13 protein-coding genes are annotated in these 14,134 nt (G+C 71.5%); 6 read left to right on the forward strand and 7 right to left on the reverse strand.

Translation table 11 applies throughout. The features are described 5' to 3' along the window. Positions 1–333: 333 nt before the first annotated feature. The 4 genes from AB0F89_RS06505 to AB0F89_RS06520 all read right to left on the reverse strand — a co-directional run bounded on the left by AB0F89_RS06505 (position 334) and on the right by AB0F89_RS06520 (position 5,317). The gene (locus tag AB0F89_RS06505) at positions 334–1,041 is read right to left on the reverse strand and encodes a hypothetical protein (RefSeq protein WP_367133558.1); all 708 of its coding nucleotides are present in this window, start codon (positions 1,039–1,041) and stop codon (positions 334–336) included. Then, positions 1,034–2,968, reverse strand: coding sequence for a hypothetical protein (locus AB0F89_RS06510; RefSeq protein WP_367133559.1), 1,935 nt, complete (start codon positions 2,966–2,968; stop codon positions 1,034–1,036). The genes AB0F89_RS06505 and AB0F89_RS06510 overlap by 8 nt, the downstream gene beginning before the upstream one ends. 112 nt (positions 2,969–3,080) lie before the next feature. Next, positions 3,081–4,607, reverse strand: coding sequence for a M28 family metallopeptidase (locus AB0F89_RS06515; protein ID WP_367133561.1), 1,527 nt, complete (start codon positions 4,605–4,607; stop codon positions 3,081–3,083). Positions 4,608–4,669: 62 nt separating this feature from the next. Beyond that, positions 4,670–5,317 carry a GNAT family N-acetyltransferase gene (locus AB0F89_RS06520; protein WP_367133563.1) on the reverse strand — a complete coding sequence of 216 codons (648 nt, stop codon included), beginning with the start codon at positions 5,315–5,317 and terminating at the stop codon, positions 4,670–4,672. Positions 5,318–5,373: 56 nt separating this feature from the next. Here AB0F89_RS06520 and AB0F89_RS06525 point away from each other — a divergent pair, with 56 nt between their 5' ends. Continuing rightward, complete coding sequence (locus tag AB0F89_RS06525; RefSeq protein ID WP_367133565.1) at positions 5,374–6,342, forward strand: NAD(P)H-quinone oxidoreductase; 969 nt, start codon at positions 5,374–5,376, stop codon at positions 6,340–6,342. A gap of 21 nt (positions 6,343–6,363) precedes the next feature. Here the strand turns inward: AB0F89_RS06525 and AB0F89_RS06530 are convergent, their stop codons facing one another. Then, positions 6,364–7,014, reverse strand: coding sequence for a class I SAM-dependent methyltransferase (locus tag AB0F89_RS06530; protein ID WP_367133567.1), 651 nt, complete (start codon positions 7,012–7,014; stop codon positions 6,364–6,366). 14 nt (positions 7,015–7,028) lie between these two features. Next, positions 7,029–8,228: a cysteine desulfurase-like protein gene (locus tag AB0F89_RS06535; RefSeq protein ID WP_367133569.1), complete on the reverse strand. Its 1,200-nt coding sequence runs from the start codon at positions 8,226–8,228 to the stop codon at positions 7,029–7,031. Positions 8,229–8,342: 114 nt separating this feature from the next. On the opposite strand from AB0F89_RS06535, the gene AB0F89_RS06540 reads away from it, so the two are divergent. The 5 genes from AB0F89_RS06540 (at position 8,343) to AB0F89_RS06560 (ending at position 12,025) form a co-directional block, all read left to right on the forward strand. After that, positions 8,343–8,891, forward strand: coding sequence for a bacterial proteasome activator family protein (locus tag AB0F89_RS06540; protein WP_367133570.1), 549 nt, complete (start codon positions 8,343–8,345; stop codon positions 8,889–8,891). 177 nt (positions 8,892–9,068) lie between these two features. Next, a complete protein-coding gene (locus AB0F89_RS06545; RefSeq protein WP_367133572.1) occupies positions 9,069–9,989 on the forward strand; it encodes an ABC transporter permease in 921 nt (306 codons plus the stop codon). A gap of 19 nt (positions 9,990–10,008) precedes the next feature. Continuing rightward, the gene (locus AB0F89_RS06550; RefSeq protein WP_367133574.1) at positions 10,009–10,824 is read left to right on the forward strand and encodes an ABC transporter ATP-binding protein; all 816 of its coding nucleotides are present in this window, start codon (positions 10,009–10,011) and stop codon (positions 10,822–10,824) included. A 9-nt stretch (positions 10,825–10,833) separates the two neighbouring features. Continuing rightward, complete coding sequence (locus tag AB0F89_RS06555) at positions 10,834–11,730, forward strand: glycosyltransferase (protein ID WP_367133576.1); 897 nt, start codon at positions 10,834–10,836, stop codon at positions 11,728–11,730. Positions 11,731–11,812: 82 nt separating this feature from the next. Continuing rightward, positions 11,813–12,025: a hypothetical protein gene (locus AB0F89_RS06560; protein ID WP_367133578.1), complete on the forward strand. Its 213-nt coding sequence runs from the start codon at positions 11,813–11,815 to the stop codon at positions 12,023–12,025. A gap of 51 nt (positions 12,026–12,076) precedes the next feature. Here AB0F89_RS06560 and AB0F89_RS06565 read toward each other — a convergent pair whose 3' ends face one another. Continuing rightward, entirely contained in the window at positions 12,077–13,999 is a 1,923-nt protein-coding gene (locus AB0F89_RS06565; RefSeq protein ID WP_367133580.1) for a glycosyltransferase, read from the reverse strand. Positions 14,000–14,134 lie beyond the last annotated feature (135 nt).

Below are 14,134 nucleotides of genomic sequence, written 5' to 3' on the forward strand. Positions count from 1 at the left end.
TCAGCGCTCGCAACGAGGCACGCGCTCACTTCAGCCACGTGCGGGACCGGGTGCTGGCTCGCCGGGGAGGCTGGATGCCTTGCCGATGCTGCACGGGAGGTACCGGCCAGGTGTAGCTACCGGTGTAGCAACAGGGCTGGACTGGCATGAACCACGATGAACGGTCCTAGCCCCGTGAGCTGCGGGAACGGTGGAATCTGAACGGTCCTGGACGGGGAGGGCCGGCATTGAAAGCGGGAGACGGGCAACCGTCCGGGGGTTCAAATCCCTCCGCTTCCGCGAGCGCGAGGAGGGCGGTGGGTCCACGGGAGCCACCGCCGCCTCGCGGGAGGCTCACCCCCGGGTCTTCTCGACCGCACCGGTCGGGGTCTTTGCGGATTTCAGTTCGCCGCCGATGACGCGCATGAGCGCTTCGAAGTTGGCGCCGCAGCGCTGGGCCGCCTGCCTCGCCTGGGCGGCGGTGGGGGAGTTGCCGATTTCCAGCACCGAGACGATGAACTTCCGGACGGGCTCCTCGACGGTGGGGTCCAGGAGGTGGCCGGTGCCGAGCATCTGGGCGGCGCGCAGTCGCAGGGCCTCCCGGGTCGCGGTGGTGGGACCGTTCCACTCCTCGGCTTCGGAGTTGGCGAGCGTGGCGGCGTCGCCCATGAGGGTGTTGGCCTGCTCGGCGAAGGCTTCCAGCCGCTTGACGGTGCGGGCCCGCTCCTCCTCCTGCCGCTTGACCTCGGCGTCCTGGCGCGCGCGCCGGTCCTGCGCGTTGGCGCTCAAGCGGGCTCCTGTGACGGCTCCGCCGAAGCCCAGGGCCGCGCCGAGGAGGGTGCCGAGGGGGACCAACAAGTCTTTGGGCGTGATGGAGCCGGAGGGGGTGGTCGCTGTCGGCACCACCACCTGGATCGGCACGGCGGGCGTCGGAGCGGCGCCGGTCGGGGTGGGGGCTGTCGTGCTCGTCGCTGCCGTGAAGGAGAACGCGACGGCGGCGAAGCCGCTCAGCGCGGCCACGGCCAGGCCGGTGAGTGCCGGACCGCCGAACGGGTCAGGCATCGCCTTCCTCGAAGCTCTCCGCCAGGAGCTTGCGGAGGTCCGTGAAGTTCAGGTGCAGGTTCCACTCCTGGATGTCCAGGTAGTCGCTTTCGAACGAGGACATCCGCGCCATGGTGAGGTCGAGGGTTTCCGGGAAGTCGCCGGGAGCGCTGAAGGACCTCGTCCTCACGCCGGCGTCGCGCAGGCTGTCCTCCGCCATCTTGACGGCCCTGTCGTCGTACGGGAAGCAGGCCAGGACGCAACCGTGCACCTTCGCCAGCGCCTCGGCCAGCCACGGCTCCCGGTGCTCCGCGTAGAGCCTGGACAGGTGCAGCGTGAGCCCGGCCAGCGAGAACGAGGCTTCACCTTCCTCCAGCACCTTGTTGCCGCGGAACTCGTCGGACAGCGCCGCTATCCGCAGGATCGCCGCCTCGACCTCGTCGCCCGCCAGGCTCGCGGTGATGGCGAACTCGTTGAGCGCGGTCCGCGAGTTCTTGTTCCAGTCCAGCCACTTCTTCTTCTGGAGCAGCAGCGGGGCCAGCGGGGTCCAGACGTCGATGACCGCCCGCCGGGCCTGGCCGTCGAGGCGGAGGCACTCGGACAGGGCCATGTGGTTCGCGAGGGCCTGCGGTCTCAGCTCGCACGCCCGGCGCGCCAGGGCGATGCCGAACAGGCGCGACCGGGGGCCGAGGCTTCGCGGGACCGCGGCCTTGTACAGCTCGCGGCCGATCCCGAAGACCTGGCCGGCCCCGTCCTTCAGGTTCCCGCCCCCGCCCAACCGCTCGATCACCTCGAGCAGGTGGAACCCCGCGGATTCGACCGCCAGGTCGCTCTCGTCCGACATGGCGATGCCGTAGACCGCCTCCGACACCATCGGGTGCCGGGGCCGCATGATGTCGTCGCCGTAGTTGGCGACGGCCTCCCGCCCCAGCCGGTTGGCCACCTTGCTGCGGAAGCTCGACTCCTCGACGTCGCAGAAGCCGGCGATCACGCTGCTGGGGATGCCGTCCAGCCCGGCGACGTCGACCAGGGACAGGACGATGACCACGTCCGCGAGCGTCATGTCGCCCGGGGTCACGTCCTGGGACAGGGACTCCAGCAGGTCGACGAGGTGGGCCCGCAGTTCTTCGGGCGTGTACCGGACGGCGAGCAGCCCGCCGAGCAGCGCCCCGGAACGGGAAGAGGCGTGAGCGCTCCGCTCGCTGAGCAGCTTGGCCGCGTCGCCGTCCGATAAGCCCTGGATGACGTCGGGCTCGACCGGTTCGAGAGCGCGCCAGCTCTGGATTATCCGTCGGGCATCCGATTCGGACACCCGGCCGAAGGGGTGCTTGGTCGAGATCAGCGGCCCCTTGTTCTTCCACGCCTCGACGGGGTTGATCTTGAAGCCGAGTTCGCGGACCCGCCGGGTCCAGTCCGTGTCGCGACTCGCCAGCAGCAGTTGCAGGCCGCTGGACGCCGGGATGTGGTCGCCCTTGACCAGCTTGTGCAGCGATTCCAGCAGCAGCTGCGCGTGGTCCGAGACCAGGACGGCGCCCGGGCCGTGGTCCCTCGCCGCGTCCAGCACCTGCTGGGTGAGGACGGCGTCGTGCCGCTGCCGCCACAGGACCGTGCGCCCGTCGTCCCGGGCCAGCACGGCGGCGGCCTGGCGGAGGGCCGTCGACTTGCCCTCCCCGGTCGGCCCGATCACCAGCTCGATGCCTGCCCGACCCTCCCTGATCCTCCGCCGGGTCCGGTCCAGCAGCGAATCGGTGATCTGGAGCCGCCGGAGGCGCGGGTGGACCACGGCCTCCCACTGCGGTTCGCCGCCGTTGAAGAAACCGGTCAGGTCCTTGTCGGGGGTGATGTCCGAGAAGTCGTCGGGGGTCATGACGACCCAGCCGTTGGGAGCGCCCGAAGCAGCGGGCGTTTTCATGATGCTCTCGACGCTCAGCCCCTGCTCGTTCAGCATCTTCACAGTGTAGGGACGTCCACGGCACGGCATGGCGGACGACGACCGGGTTCGCGACGCGGATCGGGGCGGCCCACCGCGTGGTGGGCCGCCCCGATCCGGACCTCGTGCCTTACGCCACGTCGGCGTGCGAGTGGTGCTCCGCCACGTGCAGCGAGCGCTTCGCCGCGGCACGCGCGTCGGCGCGCTTGGCCCGCGACGGGACGCCGTTCACGCTCTCCGTGCTGATCGCGTAGGACGCCGTCACCCACGCCACCGCGTCGGAGTTGCGGTCCAGGGCGGTCCGGTCCACGTTGCCCAGGTTGTCACCCGAGCCGTGGTAGTTGGGGTCGTACGCGACGCCCGCCGTGCCGCCCCACTTCGCCGCCTGCGCCTCGGTCTTGACGCCCTCGGCGCCGGTGAACAGGCCACCGGCCGGGATGCCCTGCGCGATGAACTCGCCGTAGTCCGAGCGACCGGTGAAGTCGGTGCCCTCGGTCTGCACGCCCTTGGCCACGGTCAGGTAGTCGGTGAACGCCTGCTCGATCTGGCCCGAGCCGTACGGGCCCGCGCCCGCGCCGACCGCGTCGGAGTCGTCGCCGTCGTAGACGAAGTACGCCGCGTTCGGCGAGCCGATCATGTCGAAGTTCAGGTACAGCGCGATGTCGAGCTGCTGCTCGAACGTCAGCGCCTGCACGTACTTCGTGGAGCCGACGAGACCCAGCTCCTCCGCGCCCCACCAGCCGAACCGGACCGCGTTGTTGACCTTCGGCGACCCGCCGAGCCGCAGCGCGGTCTCCAGCAGGCCGGCCGAGCCGGTGCCGTTGTCGTTGATGCCGGCGCCGTTCTCGACGCTGTCGAGGTGCGCGCCCGCCATCACGACGTTGTCCTTGCGACCGGTCTTGGTCTGCGCGATGACGTTGCGCGAGACCCGGTCCTCCTCGTGGTACCGCAGGTCGACGGTGACCGGCTGGCCGCCGAGCTGGGCCAGCGCGGTGCCGTCGGCCCGGCTGACGCCACCGGTGGGCACGACGCCCGGCGAGCCGAGCGTGACGCCGGACAGCGGGCCCTCGGCGTTGTTCGAGATGATCACCGCGATGGCGCCGGCGGCGGCCGCGTTGCGGTGCTTGATGTCGAACGTGCACGCGCCGCGGCGGATCAGGGCGATCGAGCCGGTGAAGTCCTGGCCGGCGAAGTCGGTCGCCTCGCAGCCCGGCGTCGCGTCCTCGGGCACCACGCGCAGCGGGCCGGTGACACCGCCGGCGGGCGTCTGCGGCGAGAACTCCAGCGGGATGTTCTCGTAGGTGGTGGCCCCGACCTCGGCGACGGCGGCGTCGGTGATCTGGACCGGGTAGGTGAACTCCGGCGTCGACACCTCGAAGCCCGCGCCGCGCAGCTTGCCCGCCACGTACTCGACGCTGGCGTCGTAGCCGGACGTGCCGGCGGCCCGGTTGCCGTCGTTGCGGTCGGCGATGCGCTGGAAGGCGATCAGGTGCCGGTTGACGCCTTCGAGCGTCACGTCCTTGACGAGGTTCTTGGCGAGCTTCGGCCCGTCGAGCGACTTCGCCGGTGCGGCGTTGACGGTGGGCACGGCCACCAGCGCGAGGGATGCGGACGCCGCGAGGATGGCCGCGCGTCGAATCCCGGTTCTTGCTGACATGATCGAGTTCCCCTTCACTCGGATGCCGAACCCTCACAAGTCACGCGGACGAGCGCAATCCGTCACTCGGTGGGTTCGCACCCAGTGAGCAGGGGCAAGCACCGCGTGACACCCTCCACCGCCAACTCCCACCCCGGCCGACGGAACGTGCCCGGCGTCACCACCAGCCGGGTCTGCTGGGCCGCCTCACCCCGCCGGACCTGCCGGAACGTGCCGTCCGGCAGGTAGCCGAGCTTGCGGCTGACGCCGTGCGACTCGGGGTTGTCGTCGAACGCGCTCGACCGCGCCAGCACCGCCCCGAGGTGGTCGAACGAGAACGCGAGCACGGCCGCCCGCATCTCCGTGCCGATGCCGCGCCCCTGGTGCCGCAGCCCGAGCCACGACCCGCTGGTGACCTCGCGCAGCACCGGGAAGCCGTCGGCGCCGAGCGACTGCACGCCGACCACCCGGCCGGCCAGCCGGACCAGGAAGTTCACCGTCCACCGCTGCGCGGTCAGCGCCGACCGCGCCTGCCAGTGGTGCTGGAGGGTGTTGACGCCGAGCCGGTCGCGCGGCGCGTCGGTCCACTCCACGCCGAACGGCATCCGGTCGGGCGGGTGGACGCCGTCGAGGGCCAGGTCGGCCAGCTCGGCCAGGCCCTCGTCGTCGTCCGGGCGCAGTTCGAGGCGCGGCGTCCGCAGCACCAGGTCCCGGAGCGGCCAGTGGTCCATGCCCGTCGATGGTGGCGACCGCGCGGCCGTCGTGCGACCGGATTACCGTCGGGGCCATGCGCGCGATCACCATTCGGGAACCCGGCGGACCGGACGTGCTGACGTGGACCGGGGTTCGGGATCCCGAACCGGGGCCGGGCGAGGTGCTGCTGGACGTGGCCGCGACCGCGGTGAACCGGGCGGACCTGCTCCAGCGCCAGGGCCACTACCCGCCGCCGAGGGGCACGTCGGAGGTGCCCGGCCTGGAGTGCTCGGGCACGGTCGCCGCGCTCGGCGAGGGCGTGACGGGGTGGGGCGTCGGCGACGAGGTGTGCGCGCTGCTCGCCGGCGGCGGTTACGCGGAGCGGGTCGTCGTCCCGGCCGCCCAGCTGCTGCCGGTGCCCGAGGGCGTCGACCTGGTGACGGCGGCGTCGCTGCCCGAGGTCGCGTGCACCGTGTGGTCGAACGTCGTGATGGTCGCGGGTCTCAAGAGCGGTGAGACGTTCCTCGTGCACGGCGGCGCGGGCGGCATCGGCACGCACGCCATCCAGGTCGCCAAGGCGCTCGGCGCGCGGGTCGCGGTCACCGCGGGTTCGGCCGACCGGCTCCGGCGGTGCGCCGAGCTGGGCGCGGACGTGCTGGTGGACTACCGCGAGCAGGACTTCGTGGCCGAGGTCGGCCGGGCCGACGTGGTGCTGGACAACATGGGCGGCGCCTACCTGGACCGCAACGTCGACGTGCTCGCGCCGGACGGCAGGCTGGTCGTGATCGGCATGCAGGGCGGGGTGAAGGGCGAGCTGAACATCGGCAAGCTGCTGTCCAAGCGGGCCACCGTGACGGCGACCGGGCTGCGGTTCCGGCCGGTGGACGGGCCCAGCGGCAAGGGCCGCATCGTCGCCGAGGTGCGCGAGCGGCTGTGGCCGCTGATCGCGTCCGGGCAGGTCAAGCCCATCGTGCACGACGTGCTGCCGATCGAGCGGGCCGCCGACGCCCACCGCGCGCTGGAGGGCGGCGGGGTGTTCGGCAAGGTCGTGCTCAAGGTCTGAGCGCCACGTCGGGGCCGGGCGTCACGACGTCGGGTCCAACGCGGTCGCGGTGGCCAGGAAGGTGCGGGGCGTGGTGCGGAAGCGCAGCGCGAACTCCTCGGCCCACCGCACCAGCACGGTCTGCTCGCCGGGCCGCTCGGCGTCGTCCACCAGCACCGCCGCGCCCGGCGCGAGGACGCCGCGCAGCACCGGCAGCGCCGGGTACCGGGCGTCGGCCGGCAGCGGGCCGTCCACCAGCAGCAGGTCGACCAGGCCGAACCGCTCCACGTAGGCCGACACCTCGTCGTGCACGAGCTGCGGGTGGTACCACTGGGCGTTCCCGAGCGCGGCCGGGTGCGGGGTCAGCGGCGCGTGCACGACGCGCGCCACGTGGCCGAGCCCCTCCCGGCGCAGCTGGCTGGCCACGAACGCGGCCGTGCGCTCGTCGTGCTCGACCGACAGCAGGTGGCCGAAGCCGCGCCGGGCCAGCAGCCGGGCCAGCACCACCGACGACGCGCCGCACCCGCACTCCACCAGCACCGTCCGCGACCCGAGCAGCACCTCGTCGACCACGGCCGCCAGCGCGGCCGGGCGCAGCTCGTGCGCGGTGTTGGGCAGGTACTCCGACATCAGCGGGGCCAGGCGGTGCAGTGCGGCGAGGTCGGCGAGCTCCCGTGACAGCAGGTCGTCCACCGAGCCCCCCGGTCTCACCCCAGCTCGGCGACCGCCCGCACGAGCTCGTCCACTTCCACCGCGTTCGTGTAGTGCGCCAGGCCGACGCGGATCGCGCCGCCGACCTCGCCCACCCCCAGCACCGAGAACACCCCGTGCTGCCCCGAGTCGGCGAACGCGCACACGCCGCGCTCGGACAGGTGCTCGACGCCGTCGGTCGACTTCACGCCGGCCACCGTGAACGCCAGCGCGGGCACCCGGCGCATGGCGTCGCCGATCACCATGACGTGACGGAGCGATCGCAGTTCGTTGATGAGATTAGCCAGAAGTCCGGCCTGGTAGGCCTTCACCGAACCGAGCGAGGTGAGCACCCGCTCCCGGCGCGGGCCGACCGCGGCGTCGTCCAAACCGGCCAGGTACTCCACCGATGCCACCAGACCGGCCAGCAGCGGGTAGGCGTGCGGGCCCAGTTCGAGGCGTTCGGGACCCCGCGCGCCGGGCTCGACCGCGACCGACGGCAGCAGGTCGAGCATCGACGGGTCGCGGAACACCAGCGCGCCGACCGGCGGGCCGCCCCAGTTGTTCGCCGACACGGCCACCACGTCGGCGTCCATGGAGGTGATGTCCAGCGGCACGAACGGCGCGGCCGACGAGGCGTCCACCACGACCAGCGCGTCCGTGCGGCGCGCGGCCTCGGCGATCTTGCGCAGGTCCGGCCGGGTGCCGACGGAGCCGGACGCGGCGGTCACCGCGACCAGCTTGCACTTGGGCGTGACCAGCTCGTCGTACTGCCACGCGGGCAGCTCGCAGGTCTCGATGTCGACCTCGGCCCACCGGACCACGCTGCCGGTGCGCTGCGCCGCCCGCTGCCACGGCGCGATGTTCGCCGGGTGGTCCAGCCGGGACACCACGACCTCGTCGCCGAGGAACCAGCCCTCGGACAGCGCGTCGGCCAGCCGCTGGAGCAGCACCGCGGAGCTGGGGCCGAGCACGACGCCCGCCGGGTCGGCGCCGACCAGGTCGGCGACGGCCCGCCTGGCCGCGTCCACGATGGCCTCGGCGCGTTGCGAGGCGGGGAAGATGCCACCCGGCCCGGAGACGGGTGCGCGCAGCGCGGTGGAGACGGCCGTGGCCACCTGTTCGGGTACTTGCATCCCCGCCGGAGCGTCCAGGTGAACCCAGCCGTCGCCGAGCGCGGGGAACAGCCCACGGACCCGGGCGACGTCGAACGCCATGCCCCACACCGTACGGAGGACGTCGGCGCGCGCGACAGCCAGGGGCCGGCGGTTCACCACCCGATCCGCGACCCGGTTCGGCGCGGACCACCCGATCGGGCCAGGATGGGGGGCATGAGCGAGGCACACCGAGGTGATCAGGTGGACGACGAGCGGCACGTGGTCGTGGTCGGCCCGGACGGCGCGCCGGTCGGCGCCGCGCGGGTGCCGGCGGGCGACGACCCCGGTCAGGACGTGACCGACCTGGTCGAGCAGCCGGCGAAGGTCATGCGGATCGGCACGATGATCAAGCAGTTGCTGGAGGAGGTGCGCGCGGCGCCCCTGGACGAGGCCAGCCGCAACCGGCTCAAGGAGATCCACAAGCGGTCGATCGACGAGCTGGAGGACGGCCTGGCGCCGGAGCTGCGCGACGAGCTGGAGCGGCTGTCGCTGCCGTTCACCGAGGAGGGCACCCCCTCGGACGCGGAGCTGCGGATCGCCCAGGCGCAGCTGGTCGGCTGGCTGGAGGGCCTGTTCCACGGCATCCAGACGGCGTTGTTCGCCCAGCAGATGGCGGCCAGGGTCCAGCTGGAGCAGATGCGCGGCCGGGCGCTGCCCGCCGGTTCGGGCGCGGCCGACGGCCCGGAGACCCCGCACATCAGGGGCACCGGCCAGTACCTGTGACGGTCGGTCGGGTCGCGCCGGGAGCCCCGCCGACCCGACCGACTACCGCGCGTGAGCACCCAACTACCAAAGGGTCACCTCGGGGCGACCGGAACGGCACCCCGACGCGCAGCGGTGACCGCACCGTGACAGCCCGGCGACAGGGTCACCACCCCGCCGCCGGTAGTCTCATCACTCGTGCAACCCACGAGTACGGTCGAGCGGCCAACCGCTCCCCTGGCGCCCAACTCGCGCACCTTCGCCCGAGCGTTCGGCGACGTGCGGGACGCGTGGCAACAGCGGGAGCTGTGGGGTCACCTCGGTTGGCAGGACATCAAGCAGCGGTACCGCCGGTCGGTCATCGGCCCGCTGTGGATCACGATCTCCATGGGCACCACGGCCCTCGCGCTCGGCCTGCTGTACTCGCAGTTGTTCAACCAGGAGATCGCCACGTTCCTGCCGTACGTGACGGCCGGGTTCGTCATCTGGAACTTCATCCTGGGCGTGGTCACCGAGGGCACCCAGGTGTTCATCTCCAACGAGGGGCTGATCAAGCACCTGCCCTCCCCGATCACCGTGCACGTGCTGCGCATGGTGTGGCGCCAGGTGCTGTTCTTCGCGCACAACCTCGTGGTCTACCTGATCGTGCTGGCCATCTACTTCCCGACGCTCGCGGACGGGTACCGGATGGCGGGCGACACGACCGACCAGCCCGGCCTGTCGTGGACCATGCTCCTGGCCGTGCCCGCCTTCGCGCTGGTCGTGGTCAACTCGGTGTGGGTGGCGCTGCTGTTCGGCATCATCAGCACCCGGTTCCGGGACATCCCGCCGGTCATCAACAGCTTCATCAACCTGGTGTTCTTCATGACGCCGATCGTCTGGCACGTCGGCGTGCTCAACAAGGTCACCGGCGGCGAGGGCGGCAGCAACGACTGGCGGGTGCTGATCGCCGAGCTGAACCCCATCTTCCACTTCGTGGAGATCGTCCGGGCGCCCCTGCTCGGGCACGCCCAGGACTGGCACCACTGGGTCGTCGTCGGCGCGTTCACCGTCGTGGGGTGGGCGCTGGCGCTGGTCGCCATGCGCAACTACCGTGCCCGCGTCTCCTACTGGGTCTGAGTGAGGCCGCAAACACATCATGGTCAGCATCGACGTCTGGAACGCCTCGGTCGACTTCCCGATCTTCGACGCCAAGTCGAGGTCGCTGAAGAAGCTCGCGCTGGGCAAGGTCGGCGGCAAGATCGGCTCCGAGGGCCGGGTGCCGATAATCGAAGCGCTGCACGACATCAACATCTCGCTGCAGCACGGTGACCGGGTCGGCCTCGTCGGCCACAACGGCGCGGGCAAGTCCACGCTGCTGCGGCTGCTCGCGGGCATCTACGAGCCCACGCGGGGCAGCTCGCGCATCATCGGCAAGGTCGCGCCGGTGTTCGACCTCGGCGTGGGCATGGACCCGGAGATCTCCGGGTACGAGAACATCATGATCCGCGGCCTCTTCCTCGGCATGGGCCGCAAGGAGATGGAGAAGCGGGTCGACGACATCGCCGAGTTCACCGAGCTGGGCGACTACCTGTCCATGCCGCTGCGCACCTACTCGACCGGTATGCGGGTGCGGCTGGCGCTGGGCGTGGTGACCTCGATCGACCCGGAGATCCTGCTGCTGGACGAGGGCATCGGCGCGGTCGACGCGGCGTTCCTGGAGAAGGCGCGGGACCGGCTGAACGACCTGGTGAAGCGGTCGGGCATCCTGGTGTTCGCCTCGCACTCCGACGACTTCCTGGTGGAGCTGTGCAGCACGGCCATCTGGATGGACGAGGGTCAGGTCAAGATGCACGGCTCGCTGCGCGACGTGGTCACCTCCTACAAGGGCCGTGACCCGTTCGAGCACCTGAGCGCGCAGACGCTGGAGCGGATCGGTCAGCCGAGGGTGCTGAGCGGGAACGGTGGCGAGTAGGTGAGCTTGGTGAGCGCACTGCCGAAGGGCTCCGTGGTCGGGGTCGTGGTGACCCGGCACCGGCGCGAGCTGCTGGCCGACTCGCTGAAGGTGCTGGCGTCGCAGACCCGGCCGCTGGACCACCTGGTGGTCGTGGACAACGGGCCGGACCAGCCGGTGGACGACCTGGTCGCGCAGTCCCCCATCCCCACCACCTACCTGGCCTCGCACCGCAACCTCGGTGGCGCGGGCGGGTTCGCGCTCGGGATGCTGCACGCCCTCTCGCTCGGCGCGGACTGGCTGTGGCTGGCCGACGACGACGGGCGGCCCGCGGACGAGACCGTGCTCGCCGTGCTGCTAGAGGAGGCCGAGCGGCGCGACCTGGCCGCGATCTCGCCGGTGGTGGCGAACATCGAGCGGCCGGAGAAGCTGGCGTTCCCGCTGCGGCGGGGGCTGACCTGGAAGCGCAACGCCGCCGAGCTGGGCTCCGACTTCCTGCCCGGCATCGCGTCGCTGTTCAACGGCGCGCTGTTCCGGGCGTCCACGGTCGACGTCATCGGCGTGCCGGACTACCGGCTGTTCTTCCGCGGCGACGAGGTGGAGATCCACCGCCGGCTGGTGCGCACCGGGCTGCCGTTCGGCACCTCGCTGCGGGTCACCTACCTGCACCCGGACGGCTCGGACGAGTTCAAGCCGATGCTCGGCGGGCGGTTCCACGCGCAGGACCCGGAGAACGCGGTCAAGCGGTACTACACCTACCGCAACCGCGGCTACCTGCTGTCCCAGCCGGGGATGCGCAAGCTGGGGCTGCTGGAGGCGTTCCGGTTCGGGCTGTACTTCATCGGCGTGCGCCGGGACCCGAAGGCGTTCGCGGAGTGGCTGAAGCTGGTCCGGCTCGGTCAGCGGGAGCGGTTCTTCCGCAAGTAGCCGCTCGCGTTCAGCTCCGCGCGGAATCGCTGATGGCGAACCCGTCTTGCCTGGTCAGACGGGCGCTGGTGGGCTGTGCGGCATGACTTCTGAAGCGCGTAAGACCTCGCTGGTGCTGCACCTGGCGGCCAACCCGAACCCGATCTCGATCAAGGTGTCCGAGGAGACCGCCGCCGACCTCGGGTCGCGGTTGATCCAGGTCGTGCGCAACGGCCACACGCAAGCCGTGCAGACTGCGGACGGCAAGGAGTTCGTGGTCAACTTCAGCCACGTCGTGGCCGCGCACTTCGAGTGAGCGGGCCGGGCGGTGCGCGCGTCGACCGCACGCACCGCCCGGCCCTCCGGCTCAGCTGTTCTCGAACACCTTGCGCCACGACTCGACCGAGGTCAGCTCGGGCAGCGCGTCCCGGTAGACCTTCTTCAGCCGCGGCCACTCCTGGCCGAGGCGCCGGTAGTTGCGCACCACCCTGGCCATGAGCTGGCGGAACTCCTTCGGGTCCCGCTTGCGGAACGCGACGCCGCTGCCGTCGGCGCTGGACACCGTCGCGCTGTCCAGGTTGCCGAGCAGGAACCAGCGGGCGCTGGTCGCGGGCACGTTGATCTGCGGCCGGTGCCCGGCCTCCTGCTGCGGCGCGCGCAGGTTGTGCAGCAGCGCCTTGGACGCCTTGGCGGCGGTCGCCGCGGTGCCCAGCGGCGGCTTGAGCATCGCCTCCGCGCGCACCATGTCGAACGTGGGCGGCGGGAACTCCCGGGCCGACTCCGACACCTGGGCGTCGCTGTAGGTCTTGCGCAGCTTCTGGATCTCCGGCAGCGCGGTGCGCAGCGACTCGAACAGCTTGTCCGGCCCGGCGATGAAGTCCTCGATCGCCTTCTGCTGCACCGCGACGGTCGAGTACTCCATCGACAGCAGGTGCCGCAGCGACAGCTTCAGCCCCTGCTTCACCAGGGTGGAGCGGATGTCGTACGGGCTGTGCAGCGCGGCCATCACCAGCCGGTTGCGGGTGTGGAAGTACGCCTGCCAGTCGGTGGCGTCGTTCTTGTCCGTCCACGGCATGTGCCACACGGCCGAGCCGGGCAGCGACACCGTCGGGTAGCCGTTCTCCAGGGCGCGCAGCGAGTACTCCGCGTCGTCCCACTTGATGAACAGCGGCAGCGGGTAGCCGGTGCGCTGCACCACCTCGCGCGGGAACAGGCACATCCACCAGCCGTTGTAGGTGGAGTTGATGCGCAGGTGCAGTTCCTCGGTGTCGCGCAGCGACTCGGTGGCGAAGTCGTGGTCGGTGACCGCGCCGGGCGCGGCCCGCCAGAAGCAGCTCGCCAGGTCCACGACCTCGCCCATGCTGTGCAGCCGGGCGCGGGCCTGGAGGTTCAGCATGTGGCTGCCGACGATGACCGGCTGCGCCGCCGCGCGGGCGAACGCGTTGGACCGCAGCACGGCGTCCGGCTCCAGCCGGATGTCGTCGTCCATCAGCATGATCTGGTCGACGTCGGTGTGCTCGATCGCCTCGTACAGGCCGCGGGTGAAGCCGCCCGAGCCGCCCAGGTTCTCCTGCTCGATGACCTCCAGCTTGTCGCCGAGCAGGCGCACCGCCTCGGCGTAGCCCTCGGTGTCGCGCACCTTGACCGCGCCCTGGTCGGCGACGAACACCTTCTGCACGACGTCCAGCACGGCCCGGTCCTCGCCCAGCGCCCGCAGCGCGATGACCGCGTCCACCGGGCGCATGGTGGTCATGCCGATGGCCACCTTCTGCGCGGGCAGCGGCGAGTCGGTCGTCCAGGCGCCCTCGACCAGTTCCAGCGTGCTGTCGTCGGTGAAGACGTCGAACCAGATCCAGCCGCCGTCCTCGAACGGCTTGAGGCTGATCCGGAACTCCAGCGTGCTCGGCCCGCCCTCGGCGCGGACCGGCCTGCCGTCGAGGTGGATGCTGTCGCCGTTGGGCTTGGAGCGGTAGACGTCGATCCGGCCGGCGCCGCGCACGGACAGGCGGAGCACGACCTCCTCCACCACCGTCCACCGCTTCCAGTAGCTGGCCGGGAACGCGTTGAAGTACGAGGCGAACGACACCTTGGCCGAGGGCGGCACGGTCACCGCCCGGCGCGAGGACACGTGCGAGTGCACGCTGTCCGGCTCGTCCAGGTACAGCGGGCGGACGTCCAGCGGGTCCTCGTCACGCGGGAGGATCACCCGCTGGAGGACCTGCGCCGGTGCGAAACCGCCGCTGTGCTCAGTGGTCGGGGAGGCCGAATCGACGGCACTCTGCTCGGTCACGGGTTTCCTCCGGCGAACCGCGCGGGGGCGGCGGTTCGAATCAGCTGTGGGCGAATCCGACCACCGGTCGAGGCGGCCACGGGTGGGATCGACGATACCGCGTCCCGCCGATCCCGCCCGCCGCCCGGTGACCGG

The organism is Saccharothrix sp. HUAS TT1 (assembly GCF_040744945.1).
Lineage (GTDB): Bacteria > Actinomycetota > Actinomycetes > Mycobacteriales > Pseudonocardiaceae > Actinosynnema.

Coding starts and splice junctions, on each gene's coding strand:
- AB0F89_RS06505 (WP_367133558.1), bottom strand. CDS start 1,041: ATGCCTGACCCGTTCGGCGGTCCGGCACTCACCGGCCTGGCCGTGGCC.
- AB0F89_RS06510 (WP_367133559.1), bottom strand. CDS start 2,968: ATGCTGAACGAGCAGGGGCTGAGCGTCGAGAGCATCATGAAAACGCCC.
- AB0F89_RS06515 (WP_367133561.1), bottom strand. CDS start 4,607: ATGTCAGCAAGAACCGGGATTCGACGCGCGGCCATCCTCGCGGCGTCC.
- AB0F89_RS06520 (WP_367133563.1), bottom strand. CDS start 5,317: ATGGACCACTGGCCGCTCCGGGACCTGGTGCTGCGGACGCCGCGCCTC.
- AB0F89_RS06525 (WP_367133565.1), top strand. CDS start 5,374: ATGCGCGCGATCACCATTCGGGAACCCGGCGGACCGGACGTGCTGACG.
- AB0F89_RS06535 (WP_367133569.1), bottom strand. CDS start 8,228: ATGGCGTTCGACGTCGCCCGGGTCCGTGGGCTGTTCCCCGCGCTCGGC.
- AB0F89_RS06540 (WP_367133570.1), top strand. CDS start 8,343: ATGAGCGAGGCACACCGAGGTGATCAGGTGGACGACGAGCGGCACGTG.
- AB0F89_RS06550 (WP_367133574.1), top strand. CDS start 10,009: ATGGTCAGCATCGACGTCTGGAACGCCTCGGTCGACTTCCCGATCTTC.
- AB0F89_RS06560 (WP_367133578.1), top strand. CDS start 11,813: ATGACTTCTGAAGCGCGTAAGACCTCGCTGGTGCTGCACCTGGCGGCC.